The sequence below is a fragment of the Pseudomonas oleovorans subsp. oleovorans genome, from assembly GCF_002197815.1.
Taxonomy (GTDB): Bacteria; Pseudomonadota; Gammaproteobacteria; order Pseudomonadales; family Pseudomonadaceae; genus Aquipseudomonas; species Aquipseudomonas oleovorans.
In genome coordinates this window covers 1-16,565 of sequence record NZ_NIUB01000032.1, presented here as the reverse complement: position 1 = coordinate 16,565, position 16,565 = coordinate 1, and the positions used below count along the sequence as shown (strand labels likewise).

The 16,565-nt window shown below is 61.4% G+C and carries 14 protein-coding genes and 4 pseudogenes; 13 read left to right on the top strand and 5 right to left on the bottom strand.

What is annotated here, in order from left to right; translation table 11 throughout:
- Positions 1-91: 91 nt before the first annotated feature.
- Positions 92-814: pseudogene (locus tag PSOLE_RS24760) on the top strand (diguanylate cyclase); the annotation flags it as partial.
- A gap of 129 nt (positions 815-943) precedes the next feature.
- Here the strand turns inward: PSOLE_RS24760 and PSOLE_RS17460 are convergent.
- A complete protein-coding gene (locus tag PSOLE_RS17460) occupies positions 944-2,332 on the bottom strand; it encodes an efflux transporter outer membrane subunit (protein ID WP_074858745.1) in 1,389 nt (462 codons plus the stop codon).
- On the bottom strand, positions 2,329-5,508 hold the full coding sequence (locus tag PSOLE_RS17455; protein ID WP_074858742.1) for an efflux RND transporter permease subunit: 3,180 nt from the start codon (positions 5,506-5,508) through the stop codon (positions 2,329-2,331). The genes PSOLE_RS17460 and PSOLE_RS17455 overlap by 4 nt, the downstream gene beginning before the upstream one ends.
- On the opposite strand from PSOLE_RS17455, the gene PSOLE_RS17450 reads away from it, so the two are divergent.
- From PSOLE_RS17450 to PSOLE_RS24965, 3 genes are all read left to right on the top strand, one after another.
- Positions 5,507-6,247 carry a chemotaxis protein CheV gene (locus tag PSOLE_RS17450; protein WP_244597269.1) on the top strand — a complete coding sequence of 247 codons (741 nt, stop codon included), beginning with the start codon at positions 5,507-5,509 and terminating at the stop codon, positions 6,245-6,247. The genes PSOLE_RS17455 and PSOLE_RS17450 overlap by 2 nt on opposite strands.
- A gap of 165 nt (positions 6,248-6,412) precedes the next feature.
- On the top strand, positions 6,413-6,811 hold the full coding sequence (locus PSOLE_RS17445) for a hypothetical protein (RefSeq protein ID WP_169713327.1): 399 nt from the start codon (positions 6,413-6,415) through the stop codon (positions 6,809-6,811).
- The gene (locus PSOLE_RS24965) at positions 6,777-6,905 is read left to right on the top strand and encodes a hypothetical protein (RefSeq protein ID WP_255311608.1); all 129 of its coding nucleotides are present in this window, start codon (positions 6,777-6,779) and stop codon (positions 6,903-6,905) included. Before PSOLE_RS17445 ends, PSOLE_RS24965 begins: the two co-directional genes overlap by 35 nt.
- A 22-nt stretch (positions 6,906-6,927) precedes the next feature.
- Here the strand turns inward: PSOLE_RS24965 and PSOLE_RS25280 are convergent, their stop codons facing one another.
- On the bottom strand, positions 6,928-7,416 hold the full coding sequence (locus tag PSOLE_RS25280) for a transposase (RefSeq protein ID WP_082065027.1): 489 nt from the start codon (positions 7,414-7,416) through the stop codon (positions 6,928-6,930).
- A 130-nt stretch (positions 7,417-7,546) separates the two neighbouring features.
- Here PSOLE_RS25280 and PSOLE_RS17435 point away from each other — a divergent pair, with 130 nt between their 5' ends.
- Together PSOLE_RS17435 and galU are read left to right on the top strand one after the other, a co-directional pair.
- The gene (locus PSOLE_RS17435; RefSeq protein WP_074858805.1) at positions 7,547-8,908 is read left to right on the top strand and encodes a UDP-glucose dehydrogenase family protein; all 1,362 of its coding nucleotides are present in this window, start codon (positions 7,547-7,549) and stop codon (positions 8,906-8,908) included.
- A gap of 42 nt (positions 8,909-8,950) precedes the next feature.
- The gene (galU, locus tag PSOLE_RS17430) at positions 8,951-9,790 is read left to right on the top strand and encodes a UTP--glucose-1-phosphate uridylyltransferase GalU (RefSeq protein ID WP_003460169.1); all 840 of its coding nucleotides are present in this window, start codon (positions 8,951-8,953) and stop codon (positions 9,788-9,790) included.
- A 155-nt stretch (positions 9,791-9,945) separates the two neighbouring features.
- On the opposite strand, the gene PSOLE_RS17425 is transcribed toward galU, so the two are convergent.
- Positions 9,946-10,368: a VOC family protein gene (locus tag PSOLE_RS17425; RefSeq protein ID WP_003460167.1), complete on the bottom strand. Its 423-nt coding sequence runs from the start codon at positions 10,366-10,368 to the stop codon at positions 9,946-9,948.
- 72 nt (positions 10,369-10,440) lie between these two features.
- Between PSOLE_RS17425 and gorA the strand changes: the two genes are divergently transcribed.
- From gorA to PSOLE_RS17390, 7 genes and pseudogenes are all read left to right on the top strand, one after another.
- Positions 10,441-11,799 carry a glutathione-disulfide reductase gene (gorA, locus tag PSOLE_RS17420; RefSeq protein ID WP_074858739.1) on the top strand — a complete coding sequence of 453 codons (1,359 nt, stop codon included), beginning with the start codon at positions 10,441-10,443 and terminating at the stop codon, positions 11,797-11,799.
- Between the two features lie 7 nt (positions 11,800-11,806).
- Positions 11,807-12,430 (top strand): trimeric intracellular cation channel family protein, encoded by a 624-nt coding sequence (locus tag PSOLE_RS17415; protein ID WP_003460159.1) that lies wholly within the window; start codon positions 11,807-11,809, stop codon positions 12,428-12,430.
- Between the two features lie 2 nt (positions 12,431-12,432).
- Entirely contained in the window at positions 12,433-12,813 is a 381-nt protein-coding gene (locus PSOLE_RS17410; protein WP_003460157.1) for a VOC family protein, read from the top strand.
- 92 nt (positions 12,814-12,905) lie between these two features.
- A pseudogene (locus tag PSOLE_RS17405) lies at positions 12,906-13,514 on the top strand (UTP--glucose-1-phosphate uridylyltransferase); the annotation flags it as partial.
- A 16-nt stretch (positions 13,515-13,530) separates the two neighbouring features.
- Positions 13,531-14,394, top strand: a pseudogene (locus PSOLE_RS17400) (SDR family oxidoreductase); the annotation flags it as partial.
- A gap of 271 nt (positions 14,395-14,665) precedes the next feature.
- A pseudogene (locus tag PSOLE_RS17395) lies at positions 14,666-15,627 on the top strand (GNAT family N-acetyltransferase).
- 286 nt (positions 15,628-15,913) lie between these two features.
- On the top strand, positions 15,914-16,324 hold the full coding sequence (locus tag PSOLE_RS17390; protein WP_039964592.1) for a hypothetical protein: 411 nt from the start codon (positions 15,914-15,916) through the stop codon (positions 16,322-16,324).
- Positions 16,325-16,360: 36 nt separating this feature from the next.
- On the opposite strand, the gene PSOLE_RS17385 is transcribed toward PSOLE_RS17390, so the two are convergent.
- Positions 16,361-16,565, bottom strand: a 205-nt coding sequence (locus PSOLE_RS17385) for a transposase domain-containing protein (protein WP_140418993.1), incomplete at its 5' end; no start/stop codon positions are given.

The following is a 16,565-nucleotide window of genomic DNA, read 5'->3' as shown; positions in this document are numbered from 1 at the left end:
TGTACGCTGAAACGTCAGCGCAGCGCCTATTTTTTTCCTTGCAGCCTTTGGCCTGCTGATACTCGGTGGCGCCACCACCACGCTGCGTGCCATGGGCGTGCTGCCGACCAACGTATTCACCGTCGATGGCCTGCAGTTGGGCTCATCGCTGGAGATGCTCCTGCTGGCCTTTGCCCTGGCCGACCGCATCAACGTCATGGGTCAGGAAAAAATGCGCACCCAGGCGCAACTGCTGCAAACCCAGGCACAACTGGTAGAGACCCTGCAGCGCTCCGAGCGTGAACTGGAGCAGCGTGTGCAGGAACGCACGCAGGAACTGCAGCGGCTCAATCAACGCCTGGAAAATCTCAGCGTGACCGATGCATTGACGAATATCGGCAACCGCCGGCAGTTCGATGCCGAACTCACGCAACAATGGCGACAGGCACAACGCAATGCTACGCCGCTGGCGCTGGCCATCATGGATGTAGACTGGTTCAAGGCCTACAACGACCTCTACGGGCACCCGGCAGGCGATGCCTGTTTGCGTCAGATCGCGCAGACACTGGCGGCGACGCTGGCGCGCTCGACGGATTTCGTTGCCCGCTACGGAGGGGAGGAGTTCGTCTTCCTGGCGTCGGGCACCGAGTTGGGCGGCGCGCTGCAACGGGCCGAAAAACTGATCGCCGCCATGGCTACTCTGAAGCGGCTCGCCCTACGCTCGCGTCACCCTGAGCATCGGTGTGGCCGCAATGCAGGCCACTGCGGGAGGGGATCCGCAGCAGCTTCTGCAACGGGCCGATGCAGCCCTGTACCGGGCCAAACAAGGTGGACGTAACCGCGTCGAGTGCGACCAGAGCGCGTGAAAGGAATTTACGGCGTTGCATAAAAAAGCCCCGGACACGCCAGGCGCGACCAGGGCTAAAGGAGGCGGCGGAGCTGGGCCGCTCCCTGGAGAGAGGGTTCAGGCCGGCGGTTGCCAGCCACCACCGAGCGCCTTGTAGATGGCGACGATGCCGCTGTACAGCTCAACTTCGGCCACTGCCTGGGCGTCTTCGGCGGCCAGGCGCTCACGTTCGGCGTCCAGCAGCACGAGGAAATCCACCGTGCCTTCGCGATAGCGAATCGCGGCCTGATCGGCTGCCGCACGGCTGGCTTCGGCCTGGCGCACCAGGGAAACCAGGCGCTGCTGGCGTTTGGCGTAGTCGCTGAAGGCGTTTGCAGACTCCTCCAGAGCCAGCAACACCTGTTGTTCGTACTGCGACAGCGCGCCATCGGCCTCGGCTTCGGCGCCGCGCAGGCGCGCCCGCACGCTGCCCAGATCGAAGGCCGCCCAGCTGATGCTCGGCGCAACGCCCCAGGCGCGCGCCGCTGAGGCGCCCAGTTGCGAGCCACGACCAGCGGTAAAGCCGAGAAAGCCGGAGAGGCTGACCCGCGGGAACAGCTCTGCCGTCGCCACACCCACCTCAGCGGTCGCCGCTGCCAGCTGCCGTTCGGCCGCCCGGATATCCGGGCGGCGGCGCAACAGTTCGCCCGGGTTGCCGATGGGTAACGCCTTGGCAATCACCGGTAGCGGTTTGGGCGACAGATCGATCTGCAACTGCTCCGGGCGCTGGCCAAGCAGCGTGGCAATGCGGTTCTGTGCACGCACCTGCTGCGCCTGCAGTTGCGGCAGGCTGGCTTCGGTTGCCGCGAGACGGGCATCGGCGCGCAGCACGTCCAGTTCGCTACCGACGCCGGCATCGCGCAACTGCTCGGTGATGGCGCGCGAGTCCTGCTGGTTCTTCAGGTTCTCGCGGGCGATGCTTTCGCGCAGCTGTGCGCCACGCAGGGTGCCGTAGGCATCGACCAGCTCGGCGATCAGGCTGACCTGTAACTGGTAATAATCCGCTTCGACCAGCTCGATGCGTGCCTCGCTGGCTTCCAGTTGATGCTGGATACGGCCGAACAGATCCACTTCCCAGACCATGTCCAGGCCCAGGTCGTAGCGCTCCTGACGGATGCGTTGTTCGCTGGTCGGCGGCTGCTGGGCCTTGCCAAACTCGCCACTGGCGCGGCTGGTGACGGTGGGGAAACGGTCATTGGCCACGTCATCGCGGATCGCCTGCGCTGCACGCAGGCGGTTGAAGACCACGTGCAATTCGCGGTTGTCCTGCAGCGAACGCTGTACCAGCTGGTTCAGCGTCGGGTCGTCGAACTGCTGCCACCAGGCGGCTTCGAAACGGCTGCGGTCATAGTCGGCCGCCTCCAGCGCGGCAATGCGCGCTGGTTCTGTGGTGGGAGCTCGGTAGTCCGGGCCGACAGCGCATGCAGACAGCGCCAGGGTCAGGAGTGCGGGGGCAAAGGCTTTCATGCATGCGACTCCTGCAGACGGGCGGCTTTGCGCGCTTCGCGTTTCTCGACGAAGGCGCGGATCAGGACATAGAACACCGGCGTCAGCAGCAGGCCGAAGAAGGTCACGCCGATCATCCCGGAGAACACCGCCACGCCCATGGCATGACGCATCTCAGCACCGGCACCGGTGGACAGCACCAGCGGCACCACACCCATGATGAAGGCGATCGAAGTCATCAGAATCGGGCGCAGACGCAGGCGGCAGGCTTCCAGCACGGCGGCGACGCGATCCATGCCTTCTTCCTGTTTGTCCTTGGCGAACTCCACCAGCAAGATGGCGTTCTTGCACGCCAGGCCCACCAGTACGATCAAGCCGATCTGGGTAAAGATGTTGTTGTCGATGCCGGACAGGATCACCCCGGTGATAGCGGCGAGCAGAACGGTCGGTACGATCAGGATCACCGCCAGCGGCAGACTCCAGCTTTCGTACTGGGCAGCCAGCACCAGGAACGCCAGCAGCACGCAGAGCGGGAAGATGAAGATCGCGGTATTGCCGGCGAGGATCTGCTGGTAGGTCAGATCCGTCCACTCGAAGGTCATACCGATCGGCAGTTCCTCGTTGAGCAGTTTGGCGATGGCCGCTTCGGCCTGGCCCGAGCTGTAACCCGGCGCGGCGGCACCGTTGATCTCGGCGGTGAGGAAGCCGTTGTAGTGCATCACCCGATCAGGACCTGCGCTGTCATCGACCTTGACGAAGGTCGACAGCGGCACCATCTCGCCACGGTTGTTGCGTACCTTGAGCTGACCGATCTGTTCCGGCTCCAGGCGGAACTGCTGGTCGGCCTGGACGTTGACCTGGTAGGTGCGGCCGAAACGGTTGAAGTCGTTGGCATACAGCGAGCCAAGGTACACCTGCAGGGTGTCGAAGATGTCGCTGATGGCCACGCCGTGGGTCTTGGCCTTTTCCCGGTCGATGGCGGCATCGACCTGCGGCACGTTGACCTGGTAGCTGGTGAACAGCGACATCGGGTTCAGTTCCGGCAACTGGCGGGCCTTGTTGAGGATGTTCTGAGTCTGCACGTACAGCTCGTCATAACCCAGGTTGCCACGATCCTGAATCTGCAGGCGGAAGCCACCAATGGTGCCCAGGCCCTGTACCGGCGGCGGCGGGAAGATGGCGATGTAGGCATCCTGAATATCGGCAAACTGCGCGTTGAGCTCGGCGGCGATGGCATTGGCGCCCATCGACGGATCGGTGCGCTCATCGAACGGTTTCAGCGGAGTGAAGACGATGCCGCTGTTCGGGCTGTTGGTGAAACCGTTGATCGACAGGCCGGGGAAGGACACGGTGTTCTCCACGCCCGGGTGCTTGCCGGCGATTTCGCTCATGCGCTTGATCACTGCTTCGGTGCGATCCAGCGTCGCGGCATCCGGTAGTTGGGCGAAGGCCACCAGGTACTGTTTGTCCTGTTGCGGCACGAAACCGGTCGGGGTGCTGGCGAAGCCCAGGTAACCGAGCACCAGCAGGCCACCGTAGATCAGCATGGCGATGCTGCTGCCACGCAGTACACGGCGGACGGTGCCGACATACCCATTACTGGCACGCTCGAACATGCGGTTGAACGGGCCGAACAACCAGCCGCCGAACAGTTTGTCGAGCACGCGCGAGAAGCGGTCTTTCGGCGCGTGGTGATCCTTGAGCAGGATGGCCGACAGCGCAGGCGACAGGGTCAGCGAGTTGAGAGCCGAGATCACCGTGGAGATGGCAATGGTCAGCGCGAACTGCTGGTAGAACTGCCCGGTGAGACCGGAGATGAACGCGGTCGGGATGAACACGGCGCACAGCACCAGGGCGGTGGCGACGATGGGGCCGGTCACTTCCTTCATGGCCTGACGCGTGGCGTCGAGCGGCGACTTGCCCAGGGCGATGTTGCGTTCGACGTTCTCCACCACGACGATGGCGTCGTCCACCACGATACCGATGGCCAGCACCAGGCCGAACAGCGACAGAGCGTTGAGCGAGAAACCGAGCAGGTGCATGACCGCGAAGGTGCCGATCAGCGAGACCGGTACGGCCACCAGCGGGATGATCGAGGCGCGCCAGGTCTGCAGGAACAGGATCACCACCAACACCACCAGCACGATGGCTTCGAGCAGGGTGTGCACCACAGCCTCGATGGAGCCGCGTACGAAGATGGTCGGGTCATAGACGATCTCGTAGTCCATGCCCTGCGGGAAGCTCTGTTTCAACTCGGCCATGCGCTCGCGCACCGAGTCGGAAATCTCGATGGCATTGGAGCCCGGGCGCTGGAACACCGGGATGGCGACCGCCGGCTGGTTGTTCAGCAGCGAGCGCAGGGCGTACTGGTTGGAGCCCAGCTCGACGCGGGCGATGTCGCGCAGACGGGTGATCTCGCCGTTGTCGCCGACGCGGATGACGATGTTCTCGAACTCTTCCTCGGAGACCAGGCGGCCCTGAGCGTTGATCGACAGCTGGAAACTGTTGCCGGCATCGGAAGGCGGCGCGCCGAGGGCACCGGCGGCGACCTGGCGGTTCTGTTCGCGGATGGCGGTGACCACGTCGGTGGCGGTGAGCCCGCGTGAGGCCACCTTGTTCGGGTCGAGCCAGACGCGCAGCGAGTAGTTGCCCATACCGAACAGTTGCACATCGCCGACGCCGTCCAGGCGCGCCAGTTCGTCCCTGACGTTGAGCGCGGCGTAGTTGGACAGGTAAAGCATGTCGTAGCGCTGATCCGGCGAGGTCAGGTGCACCACCATGGTCAGGTCCGGGGAGGCCTTGTCCACGGTCACGCCGAGACGCTGCACTTCGGTGGGCAGGGTCGGCATGGTGCGGGTGACGCGGTTCTGCACCTGCACATGGGCGTTGTCCAGGTCGGTACCGAGGGCGAAGGTCACGGTCAGCGTCAGGCGGCCATCGATGGTCGACTGCGACGACATGTAGAGCATGCCCTCGACGCCGACGATGGCCTGTTCCAGTGGCGAGGCAACGGTTTCGCCGATCACCTTGGGGTTGGCGCCGGGGAAATCGGCACGTACCACGACGGTGGGCGGCACCACTTCCGGGTATTCACTGATCGGCAGTTGGAACAGCGAGATGGCGCCGCCGATCAGGATCAGCAGCGACAGCACCGCGGCGAAGATCGGCCGCTGGATGAAGAATTGCGAGAAATTCATGGGGGTTCCTCAGGTCGCGCAGGCGTTATCAGCCGCGCGGCGCGCCATCGGCGAGCGCGGTGCGGCTGACGAAGACGACGGCTGCCTGATCGTTACCGAGCTGAGTCGCTCGCGTCAGGGCCTGCATGTGAAAAGTGTCGAACGCATCGTGCAGTGCTCCACCCGCGACGTGCGTCCGCCACCTGCCGGGGCCGGTAACCGGGCCTTCATCACTGGCGTGACTCAGATCGATGGCGCCATCGTGCAGATTCTCGATATCGAGAAGGTGCTGCACGATATCGCCCCAGCACTGGAAGAGGCGCCAGTTGGGCAACTGCTCGATGGCCAGGACGCGCGCTTGTTACAAGGCCGCCGCGTGCTGTTGGTCGACGACTCGCAAGTTGCGCTGCAACAGACCCTTAACGTGCTGCGCCAACTGGGGCTCGACTGCACCGCAGTGCGCAGCGCCCAGGCTGCCCTGCAGCAACTGCATGAATACCATCAGGCCGGCATGCCATTCGAGCTGCTGGTCTCGGACATCGAGATGCCGGAGATGGACGGCTACAGCCTGGTTCAGGAAATTCGTCGCAGCCCCGATATTGCCGACACCTACGTGCTGCTACACACCTCGCTGGACAGCACCATGAATACCGAGAAGGCGCGTTCGGTCGGTGCCAATGCGGTACTGACCAAGTTCTCCTCGGTCGATCTCAGCCAGGCACTGCTCTATGCCTTTCGACAAATGAGCGGGCAGCACTGAGCCCGCCCCTGCAACCCCTTGCCTCTTGACGGCAAGGGGTTGCCTTGCTTTCTTTCTGGTTGATTATAAAATTCAATACTTTCAATTAGTTAAGCGCGCCTCATGAATTGGCATGCGCTTTGAGTCAGTGCGCCTGGCAATTGCAGCTCAGTCAAGGAGCACGGCATGAGCACGATTGGAGGTATTGGCAGTTACGGTGGCATATCCCTGACGGGATTTCGCAACAAACAGAGTGAAGAGCAGGGCGAGCTGTCCCAGTTGGCGCGCAATGTCGAGAAGACCACACGCACGGCGAACGCCGAGTCTGAACGCGAGTTCCGCGCCAGGCAGGCTACGGAGGAGGGCTTTGCTCGTTTGCGCGTCGCCCTGCAGAACGCGTCGGATGGCAAGGTCGAGACATCAGTCAGTTCAGGGCGCGTTGAAAAGCCACTGGGCGACGAGGGCGGTAACGCCGCGCTGGAGGCCTTCAAGGCCTATATGGCGATGACCGGCCGAGAAGATGCGCGACAATATCCTCAAGGAAATAGGCATGACCGAAGAGGAGATCGAGGCGCTGCCACCTGAGCAGCAGAAGGCAGTCGAAGAAGAAATTGTCCAGCGCATGGATGAGCGAGCCAAGATGCAGGCCCAGTCAGAAGGCAATGGTCATTCTTATTAACCCGGCAATCAAATACACCAAGTCATGCTGCGTAGGCGATACGTGGATGCCGGAAATAAGAACGGATTCTTTCAGGGTGTAATTGCAATCGTCTCATGACCGAGCGAACACGCCTTTCCAGTTCGTCCTGATTACGCGCCGGCAAGCCCGTACGAACCTGATGTTTCAAATCACAATTCAGATACTCGTCAGGGTTCAACTCCGGGGCGTAGGCCGGCAAGAAGAACAGTTCGATTTCCTCGGCTTCGACGACCTGAGTAGCCAGCCCGAAGGAGTCCGGCTGTGCATCCACAAGACGTACCGATCCACCACGACCTTTGCCTGTTGCAACCACACCGCTGGCGATCAGCTCTGCGTGAACCTGCCAGTATTGCTCCTCAGTGATCGACAGCCCGTCCTTGGAAAGCTGCTCTTCTATCTCACGGCGAAGAGCCCCATTGCCTTTTGTGGCTCCATCTGCAGGAAGCAACGAAAGGAAGGTGGCCTTGAGGTGTTGGGCCAGATCGGTCATGCGAAGGACTCCACATCCTTGGTGGTTGGATGAGTGCAGCTATACGCCTGTCATCATTCCTTCGCCGTTCCGTCATATCGCTGCCACCGCGATTGGTTGCAATCGCCGCATCGGCCAGGAGGATGCTGCGATGCAGATATGCGTGATTGGAGCGGGATACGTAGGTTTGGTGACGGCCACCTGTTTTGCCGAAATGGGCAATCAGGTGGTCTGCGTCGAGCGAGATCCGCAGCGCGTCGCGATGCTTGCGCGAGGTGAGGTGCCGATCTATGAACCTGGCCTGGACACGATGCTCAAGGCGCAGCTGGCCGCAGGGCAGCTCAGTTTCACTTCGCAGCTGAAGGCCGGCATCCGCCGCGCCGAGGTGATTTTCATTGCGGTGGGTACGCCCAGTGGCGAGGACGGTTCGGCCGATCTGAGCCATGTGCTGGCGGTTGCCGACGAGCTGGGTGAACGGCTCGATCATGCGTGCCTGGTGGTGGACAAATCCACGGTACCGGTAGGCACCGCTGAGCGGGTGGCGCAGCGTATCAACGCCGGCCTGACGCGTCGGCAGCAGCGGGCGCGGGTGACCGTGGCGAGCAATCCGGAGTTTCTCAAGGAAGGTTCTGCAGTCGAGGATTTCATGCGCCCTGATCGGGTGATCGTCGGCTGTGACGACGAGCGTGGGCGTGAGTTGCTGCGCCGGCTGTATGCGCCGTTCCTGCGTAATCACGACCGCCTGTTGTGCATGGGCGTGCGCGCCGCCGAGTTCAGCAAGTACGCGGCTAATGCCTTTCTGGCGACCAAGATTTCCTTTATCAACGAGATGGCGGGCATCTGCGCGCGCCTTGGTGTGGATATCGAGGAGGTACGTCGCGGCATCGGTAGCGACCGGCGCATCGGCACGCACTTCATCTATGCCGGCTGTGGCTACGGCGGTTCGTGCTTTCCCAAGGATGTGAAAGCGCTGATCCGCACGGCGGAGCACGAGGGCATCGAGCCGGGCATCCTGCGTGCGGTCGAGGCACGCAATGCACTGCAGAAGACGCTGCTGTTCCAGGCTTTGCGCGAGCATTTCAATGGCCACTTGCAGGGGCGGGTCGTCGCGCTCTGGGGTCTGGCCTTCAAGCCCGGTACTGACGATCTGCGTGAAGCGCCCAGCCTGGTGTTGCTCGACGCACTGCTGACCGCTGGCGCCAAGGTGCAGGCCTGCGACCCTGCTGCCACGGCAGCTGTTGCTGCACGCTATGCGGCGGCCGTCGAGGCGGGGCAACTGGTGCTGAGCGAATCTCCCTATGCCGTCGCCCAGGGTGCCGATGCGCTGGTGCTGGTGACGGAGTGGAAGCAGTTCCGTCAGCCGGACTTCCCGCGCATTCGCGGTGCGATGCGCATGCCGGTGCTGTTCGACGGGCGCAACATCTATGACGCCGATCAGCTGGCGGAGCTGGGTTTTCTTTATCGCGGCATCGGTCGACCTGCAAGCGGCAGTTGTAAGGCTAGCGCGGCTTGATAGACTGAGCGCGCATTCCAACCATCCCCACTAGGGAGTCCCATGATCAAGAAATGCCTGTTCCCCGCTGCCGGTTACGGCACGCGCTTCCTGCCTGCTACCAAGGCAATGCCCAAGGAAATGTTGCCGGTGGTGAACAAGCCACTGATTCAATATGGGGTTGAAGAGGCACTCGAGGCTGGCCTCAACCAGATTTCCATCGTCACCGGGCGCGGCAAGCGCGCGCTGGAAGACCACTTCGATGTGAGCTACGAGCTCGAACACCAGATCAAGGGCACCGACAAGGAGAAGTACCTGGTTGGCATCCGTCGTCTGATCGACGAGTGCAGCTTCTCCTACACCCGTCAGGTCGAAATGAAAGGCCTGGGCCACGCCATCCTCTGCGGTCAGCCGCTGATCGGTGACGAGCCGTTCGCTGTGGTACTGGCTGACGACCTGTGCCTGAACCTGGAAGGCGATAGCGTGCTGGCGCAGATGGTCAAGCTGTACAACCAGTTCCGCTGCTCCATCGTGGCGATTCAGGAAGTGCCGAAGGACGAGACGTCCAAGTATGGCGTGATCGCCGGTGAGATGATCCGCGATGACATCTACCGTGTCAGCAACATGGTGGAGAAGCCCAAGCCCGAGGACGCGCCGTCGAACCTGGCGATCATCGGCCGCTACATCCTCACCCCGGACATCTTCGATCTGATTCGCAGCACGCCGCCGGGCAAGGGTGGCGAAATCCAGATCACTGATGCGCTGATGCGCCAGGCCCAGCAGGGCTGTGTGATGGCATACAAGTTCAAGGGCCAGCGTTTCGACTGCGGTAGCGCCGAGGGTTACATCGACGCGACCAATTTCTGCTTCGAGAACCTGTACAAGACCGGCAAGGCGTTCTGATACGCCTGCTTATCAGAGCAGCCTTTCGTAGGAGCTCCGCCCCGGGGCGAAGCTTTGCGATGCCTCGTCGTTCCGGTTCGCGGCGGGGCGCCGCTCCTACAGACTCGGTGCATTGATGCTCAAACTGACGCCACCCTTGGGTGGCGTTTTGCATTTCAGGGGATGGGCATTTCCTCGGAGCCAGGCCCGAGCGGCTGGCCGTAGCTGAACTCGACGTAGTTACCGGCTGGGTCGCGTAGGCCGCAGTAGTAGCCGACCGGGTAGGGCTCGTCGCGCGGTGGCCAGATCAGGCAGCCCGCTTGTTCGGCCATGGCGGCGATGCGATCGACCTCTGCGCGGCTGCCCAGGGCGAAGCCGAAGTGGCTGTAGTCATTGGCGGCCAGGTTCCTGTCTTGGCCGCCGGGCATGATCACGAAGATGAACTGGTGCTCCTTGCCGGGCTCGGCCATCCAGACGATGCGTGTGCCCTTGCCGGGGCGCTCGTGGATCACCTGCATGCCACAGAAACGCTGATAGAAGGCAATGCAGGCGTCGAGATCGGGGACGTGCAGGGCCAGGTGAGTCAGGGTAGGGCGCATGGTGTTCTCCTCTGCCTAACAGCTTAGCGCGGGCCTTTACGGTATGCTCCTCGTCTGCCAAGGAGATACCTCATGAGTTACGACTTCGACCTGTTCGTTATCGGCGCCGGTTCCGGCGGCGTGCGTGCGGCGCGCTTCGCCGCAGGTTTCGGTGCGCGCGTTGCGGTCGCCGAGAGCCGCTACCTGGGCGGCACCTGCGTCAACGTCGGCTGCGTACCGAAAAAACTGCTGGTGTACGGCGCGCATTTCGCCGAGGACTTCGAGCAGGCCTCGGGTTTCGGCTGGTCGCTGGGCGAAGCGAATTTCGACTGGGCGACATTGATCGCCAACAAGAACCGCGAGATCGAACGCCTCAATGGCATCTACCGCAATCTGTTGACCAACAGCGGCGTCAGTCTATTCGAGGGGCATGCGCGCATCGTCGATGCGCATACCGTCGAAGTGAACGGCCAACGCCACAGCACTGAACGCATCCTGATCGCCACCGGCGGCTGGCCGCAGATTCCCGATATTCCCGGTCGCGAACACGCCATCAGCTCCAACGAAGCCTTCTTCCTCAAGCAACTGCCCAAGCGCGTACTGGTGGTGGGCGGCGGTTATATCGCCGTGGAGTTTGCTTCGATCTTCCATGGCCTGGGTGCAACTACCTCGCTGCTGTATCGCGGCGACCTGTTCCTGCGTGGCTTCGATGGTGCGGTGCGCGAGCACCTGCGCGACGAGCTGAGCAAGAAGGGCCTGGATCTGCAGTTCAACGCCGACATCGCCAGCATCGAGCGCCAGGCCGATGGCAGCCTGGCCGCGACGCTCAAGGATGGTCGCGTACTGGAGGCCGATTGCGTGTTCTACGCCACCGGCCGCCGGCCGATGCTGGACAACCTCGGCCTGGAAAACGTCGAGGTCAAGCTGGACAAGCGCGGCTATGTCGAAGTCGATGACCTGTTCCAGACCTCCACGCCGTCGATTCTCGCCCTTGGCGACGTGATCGGCCGCGTACAGCTCACGCCCGTGGCGCTGGCCGAAGGCATGGCCGTGGCGCGCCGATTGTTCAAGCCCGAGGAATACCGGCCGCTGGATTACAGCATGATCCCCACCGCCGTGTTCAGCCTGCCGAACATCGGCACCGTTGGCCTGAGTGAAGAGCAGGCCATCGCAGCCGGGCACAAGGTGAAGATCTTCGAGAGCCGCTTCCGCCCGATGAAGCTGACGCTGACCGAGAACCCGGAACGCACGCTGATGAAGCTGGTGGTCGATGCCGACAGCGACCGTGTGCTCGGCTGCCATATGGTCGGCCCGGAGGCCGGCGAGATCGTCCAGGGCCTGGCTGTTGCGCTGAAAGCCGGTGCGACCAAGCAGATCTTCGATGAGACCATCGGCGTGCACCCGAGCGCCGCCGAGGAGTTCGTCACCCTGCGTACGCCGGTCAGCCGCTGAGGACAGCATGGAAAAGCTTTTCTATGTCGCCGACCTGTTCGGCGTGGCGGTATTTGCCATCACCGGGGCGCTGATGGCGGGGCGCAAGTCCATGGACCTGTTCGGCGTGCTGGTGATGGCCATCGTCACCGCGCTGGGCGGCGGCACGCTGCGCGACCTGATTCTGGACAACCACCCGGTCAGCTGGATTCGCGATGACACCTACATCCTGGTCGCCTCCCTGGCGGCGCTGGGCACGGTGGCCTGGGTGCGTATGACCCGGCCGATTCACGAGAAAGGTCTGTTGATCGCCGACGCCTTCGGCCTGGCCGTGTTCACCGTGTATGGCACCGAGCTGGCGCTGCAGCACGGCACGCCGATCAGTACCGCGGTGATCATGGGGGTGATGACCGGTGTGGTTGGTGGGGTGATTCGCGACGTGCTGTGCAACGAGATTCCGCTGATCTTCCAGAAGGAAATCTACGCCACGGCCTGCATCGCCGGCGCTCTGACCTTTATCGGCCTGCGTGCCCTGGGCACGCCGCACTGGCTGGATACCGCAGCGGCAATGTTCGTAGTGCTGGCAGCGCGCCTGGCGGCGATCCACTGGCACCTCGGGTTGCCGCGTTTTCATCTGCTGGACAGGCATTGAGCATGATCGAGAGACTGGACCATCTGGTACTGACGGTGGCGGATATCGATACCACCGTCGACTTTTACCAGCGCGTGCTGGGCATGCGCCACGAGCGTTTCGGCGCCGGGCGCAGTGCTCTGGTATTCGGCCAGCAGAAATTCAATCTGCATCAGGCCGGGCGTGAGTTCGAACCCAAGGCGATCAAGCCGACACCAGGCGCCATCGATCTGTGCCTGATCACCCTGTGGCCGCTGGAGCGCGTAATGGCTCATCTTGCCGAGCAGGGCGTGACGGTAGAGGAGGGGCCGGTGGCACGCACCGGCGCCGTCGGGCCAATCGAGTCAGTGTATTTTCGCGACCCGGACGGCAATCTGATCGAAGTGAGCCGTTATCTCGCCTAGAGGGCGGCTTGTCGCTGGCTGCGGCACCTCGGCATCCGCGTGCTGAGGTCGAGGTGTCGCACTTCGCAAAATTGCAGCAGCGAAACGGCGCCGGTGTTCGTCATCTGATCGATCAATGCACCTTCTCCTACACCCGCTAGGTGGAGATGAAGGGCCTGGGCCACGCCATTCTGACCGGTCGCCCGTTGATCGGCGACAAGGCGTTCGCCGTGGTGCTGGCCGATGACCTGTGCCTGAACCTGGAAGGCGACGGCGTGCTGGCCCAGATGGTCAAACTCTACGAACAGTTCCGCTGTTCCATCGTCGCCATTCAGGAAGTACCGATGGAGGAGGTTTCGCGCTACGGCGTGATCGCCGGCGAAGCGCTGCGCGACGACATCTTCCGCATCGAGCGGATGGTGGAAAAACCCAACCCCGAAGATGCACCGTCGAACCTGGCGATCATCGGCCGCTACATCCTCACGCCGGATATCTTCGAGCTGATCGAGCAGACCGAATCGGGCAAGAGCGGCGAGATCCAGATCACCGACGCGCTGATGAAGCAGGCCCAGCAGGGCTGTGTGCTGGCCTACAAGTTCAAGGGTCGCCGCTTCGATTGCGGTTCGGCCGAAGGCTACGTGCAGGCCACCAACTTCTGCTTCGAGAATCGCCACAAGACTCATCCGGTGATGACTGCGAGCCCGCAGCTGAAGGCCGTCTGAACACCAGCGAAAGGAGGAGCGAAGGATGAACGACAAGACCCTGCCGCCTCAGCATCAGCAGCGGCAACCTGGTGTCGAACACGCCATGCACCCTGAGCCGATCTACCTTGCCGATGATTACCGCGCTGCCGGCAAGCTGACCGGCAAGGTGGCGATCATCACCGGCGGCGACAGCAGTATCGGCCGCGCCGTTGCCGTGCACTACGCCCTGGAAGGCGCCAAGGTTGCATTGGTTTACCTGAACGAGGATGAAGACGCGCAGAAAACCCTCGACGAGGTAACGTACCACGGCGGCGAAGCCATCGCCCTGGCCGGTGACGTGGGCGACGGCGGCTTCTGCCAGTGCGTGGTCGACGCCGTGATCGCCAAGTGGGGGCGCCTGGATATCCTCATCAACAACGCCGGCGAACAGCATCCCGAGCACAATCTCGAAGCGCTCGACGAGGCGCAGTGGGAGCAGACCTTCCGCACCAACATCTTCGCCATGTTCCACCTGACCAAGGTCGCGCTGGAGCATCTGCAGCCGGGCTCGAGCATCATCAATACCAGTTCGGTGACGGCCTACAAGGGCAACCCGATGCTGCTCGACTATTCCTCGACCAAGGGCGCGATCACCTCGTTCACCCGCTCGCTGTCGATCAACCTGGCGCCACGTGGCATTCGCGTCAATGGCGTTGCACCCGGGCCGATCTGGACGCCGCTGATCCCGTCCACCTTCAGTGCCGAGAAGGTCTCCGAGTTCGGCGCCGACACGCCGCTGGGGCGCCCCGGACAACCTGCAGAGGTTGCCCCGGCATTCGTTTATCTGGCCAGCAACGATGCCTCTTATGTCACCGGGCAGATGCTGCATGTCAACGGCGGCAGCGTGGTCAACGGCTGATGAAAAAAGCCTGAACGACTCGTGACAGAGCCTGCCACATTTATGTAGAGGCAATAACGCCTCGCGAGTCACCACTGCTCTGTCAGCAGCTGCAGGAGCACAGCAGCCGCAGTGTGGAGTTCGAAAGAGTCATACTACGCACGCAGCTGTAGCGGCAACTGCAGGAGAGGGCGGTTCAGCCCGTTGTGCAGGCTGTCGAAGAGAAAAGTGCGCAGACGGTTCGGCGTTACTCGCGTTATGGCTTAAAGTAACCGGTCGCGAAAGAACCGTCATGGCCATAGCCATGAAGGGCTTTCATTCTTTACAAATAAGTGTGTGGTGAAGATGAACAAGCCTTTCATTTCGCTGTGCCCTGAAATTACTCGGGCACATGCGCTGACGCTGATGGAGTGGTTGCAGGATGAGCGCGTCACCTGCTATCTGAGCGACTCGCGTCATGTTTCCCGTTCCATCGCGGAAGTCATCGATCGGACGCAGTTGCCGATCCTGACCCATCTGTTCAACCGGGGCGGTCGTTTCTTTATGGCCTATAACCGGCATGACGAGCCGGTGGGCTTTGTCCGTCTGATCAAGACGGGCCTGGAGTGCGAGATCGTCCTGGCCATCGGAGACAGCGACAAATGGGGCCGAAATCTCGGCGCCCGCACGATCCGCGAAGGCATGAAACTGGCCTTTCTCGACATGCGCGCCGAGAAGCTTATCGCCAAGATCCACCCGGACAACGTGCGCTCGCTGAAAGCTTTTGTGCGCAGCGGTTTTATGCTCGAGAACGAAACGCCGACATTGAAATCGTTTTCCATGACGGCGGGGAGTTATCGCCAGCTCCTGCGCGAAAGTGCCGGTACCGACGTTACAGGAATCCAAATCACTGAAATCGACAAGGCCAGGCTCGAGAACCTAATCGCACTCGAGGAGGGGCCGGCCATTGTCGAGCTCGAACATGAGCTCGAGCGTGCCGTTGTCGTCAAGCCAGAGGAAGTGGCACGCAATGTCGTCACGATGAACTCCAAGGCCTTGCTGCAACTGGACGACGAGATCGAAGTGGCCTTGGTCTATCCCGAAGACGCCGACAGCTGCGCCGGCAAATATTCGGTGTGTTCCGATATCGGCGCGGCCATTCTCGGCTACCAGGAGGGAGACGCCATCGACTGGCGGATTTCCGATCGGACTCTCCGGATCGAGATCAGTAAAGTGCTTTATCAACCGGAAGCTGCGGGCGATTACCACCTGTAATCGCTCCTTTGGCTCATCGTTACTTCATCAGGCATACATTTTTTGATGCCTGATGAGGGCGGGCCATCTGTTCTGAAGGCCGTAGGGAATTCGACCTGAGAAGCGATTGACCTGGGATCGTTGAAAGCGGATCTCCTGTGGCGCTTGTTGAAAAAAGAGAGCAAGGTTTTCATAAATAAATCAATAGCATAGGCGTTAAATAGTTTAAAAAGTAGACTGCGCTGGCGAAAACTCCGCTCATAGTCTACTTTTTGATCATGTTTGCGTAGTGTTATGGGAATTATCTATGACCGACCAGCTAACTCCTGGAGAACTCGTAGTCGCGAAAGGAAAGCTCGCAAAAGTTCAGCAAATATTCAGCCCTAAGAACATCAGGGTAATCGTTAGCGCATCTGGCGAAGCGTTAATGGTTTCTATGCGCGACATCGAAAGAATTGATTTAAATGCAGGGATAACGCCCGATAATAATGACACCGTATGGGATATAAATAACTATACGGAAGATGCGCTATTGCTGGCTGCTGCGCGTTTCAATGTAATTAAGCAGTGGAAAGCAGGTGAAGTAACTACCAGTCAGGCTTGCTTGCTGCTTAATTCATCGCGAAGCTATTTTTTTAAAATGGCTAGGAGCTATGACGAAAGCATCGGCCCGCTATCATTGGTTCTCCAGAGGCGGGGAGTTAAGAAAGGTATGTAACCGCTCCATAAACCCCGTCCTGGCGGACGGGTTTTTTCAGGAAGCAGAGGCAGAAGCTGGCGAGCAGTTCCACGGCAGCAGCGCTTCGTAATCCTCGACACTACTGGCGGTCGGCAGGCGTTCAAGGATGTGGCGCAACCAGGCGTAAGGCTCTTGCCCGTTGGCTTTGGCAGTTTCGATCAGGCTGTAGATCTGCGCGCTGGCGGTAGCGCCTTTCGGCGTGTCGCTGAACAGCCAGTTC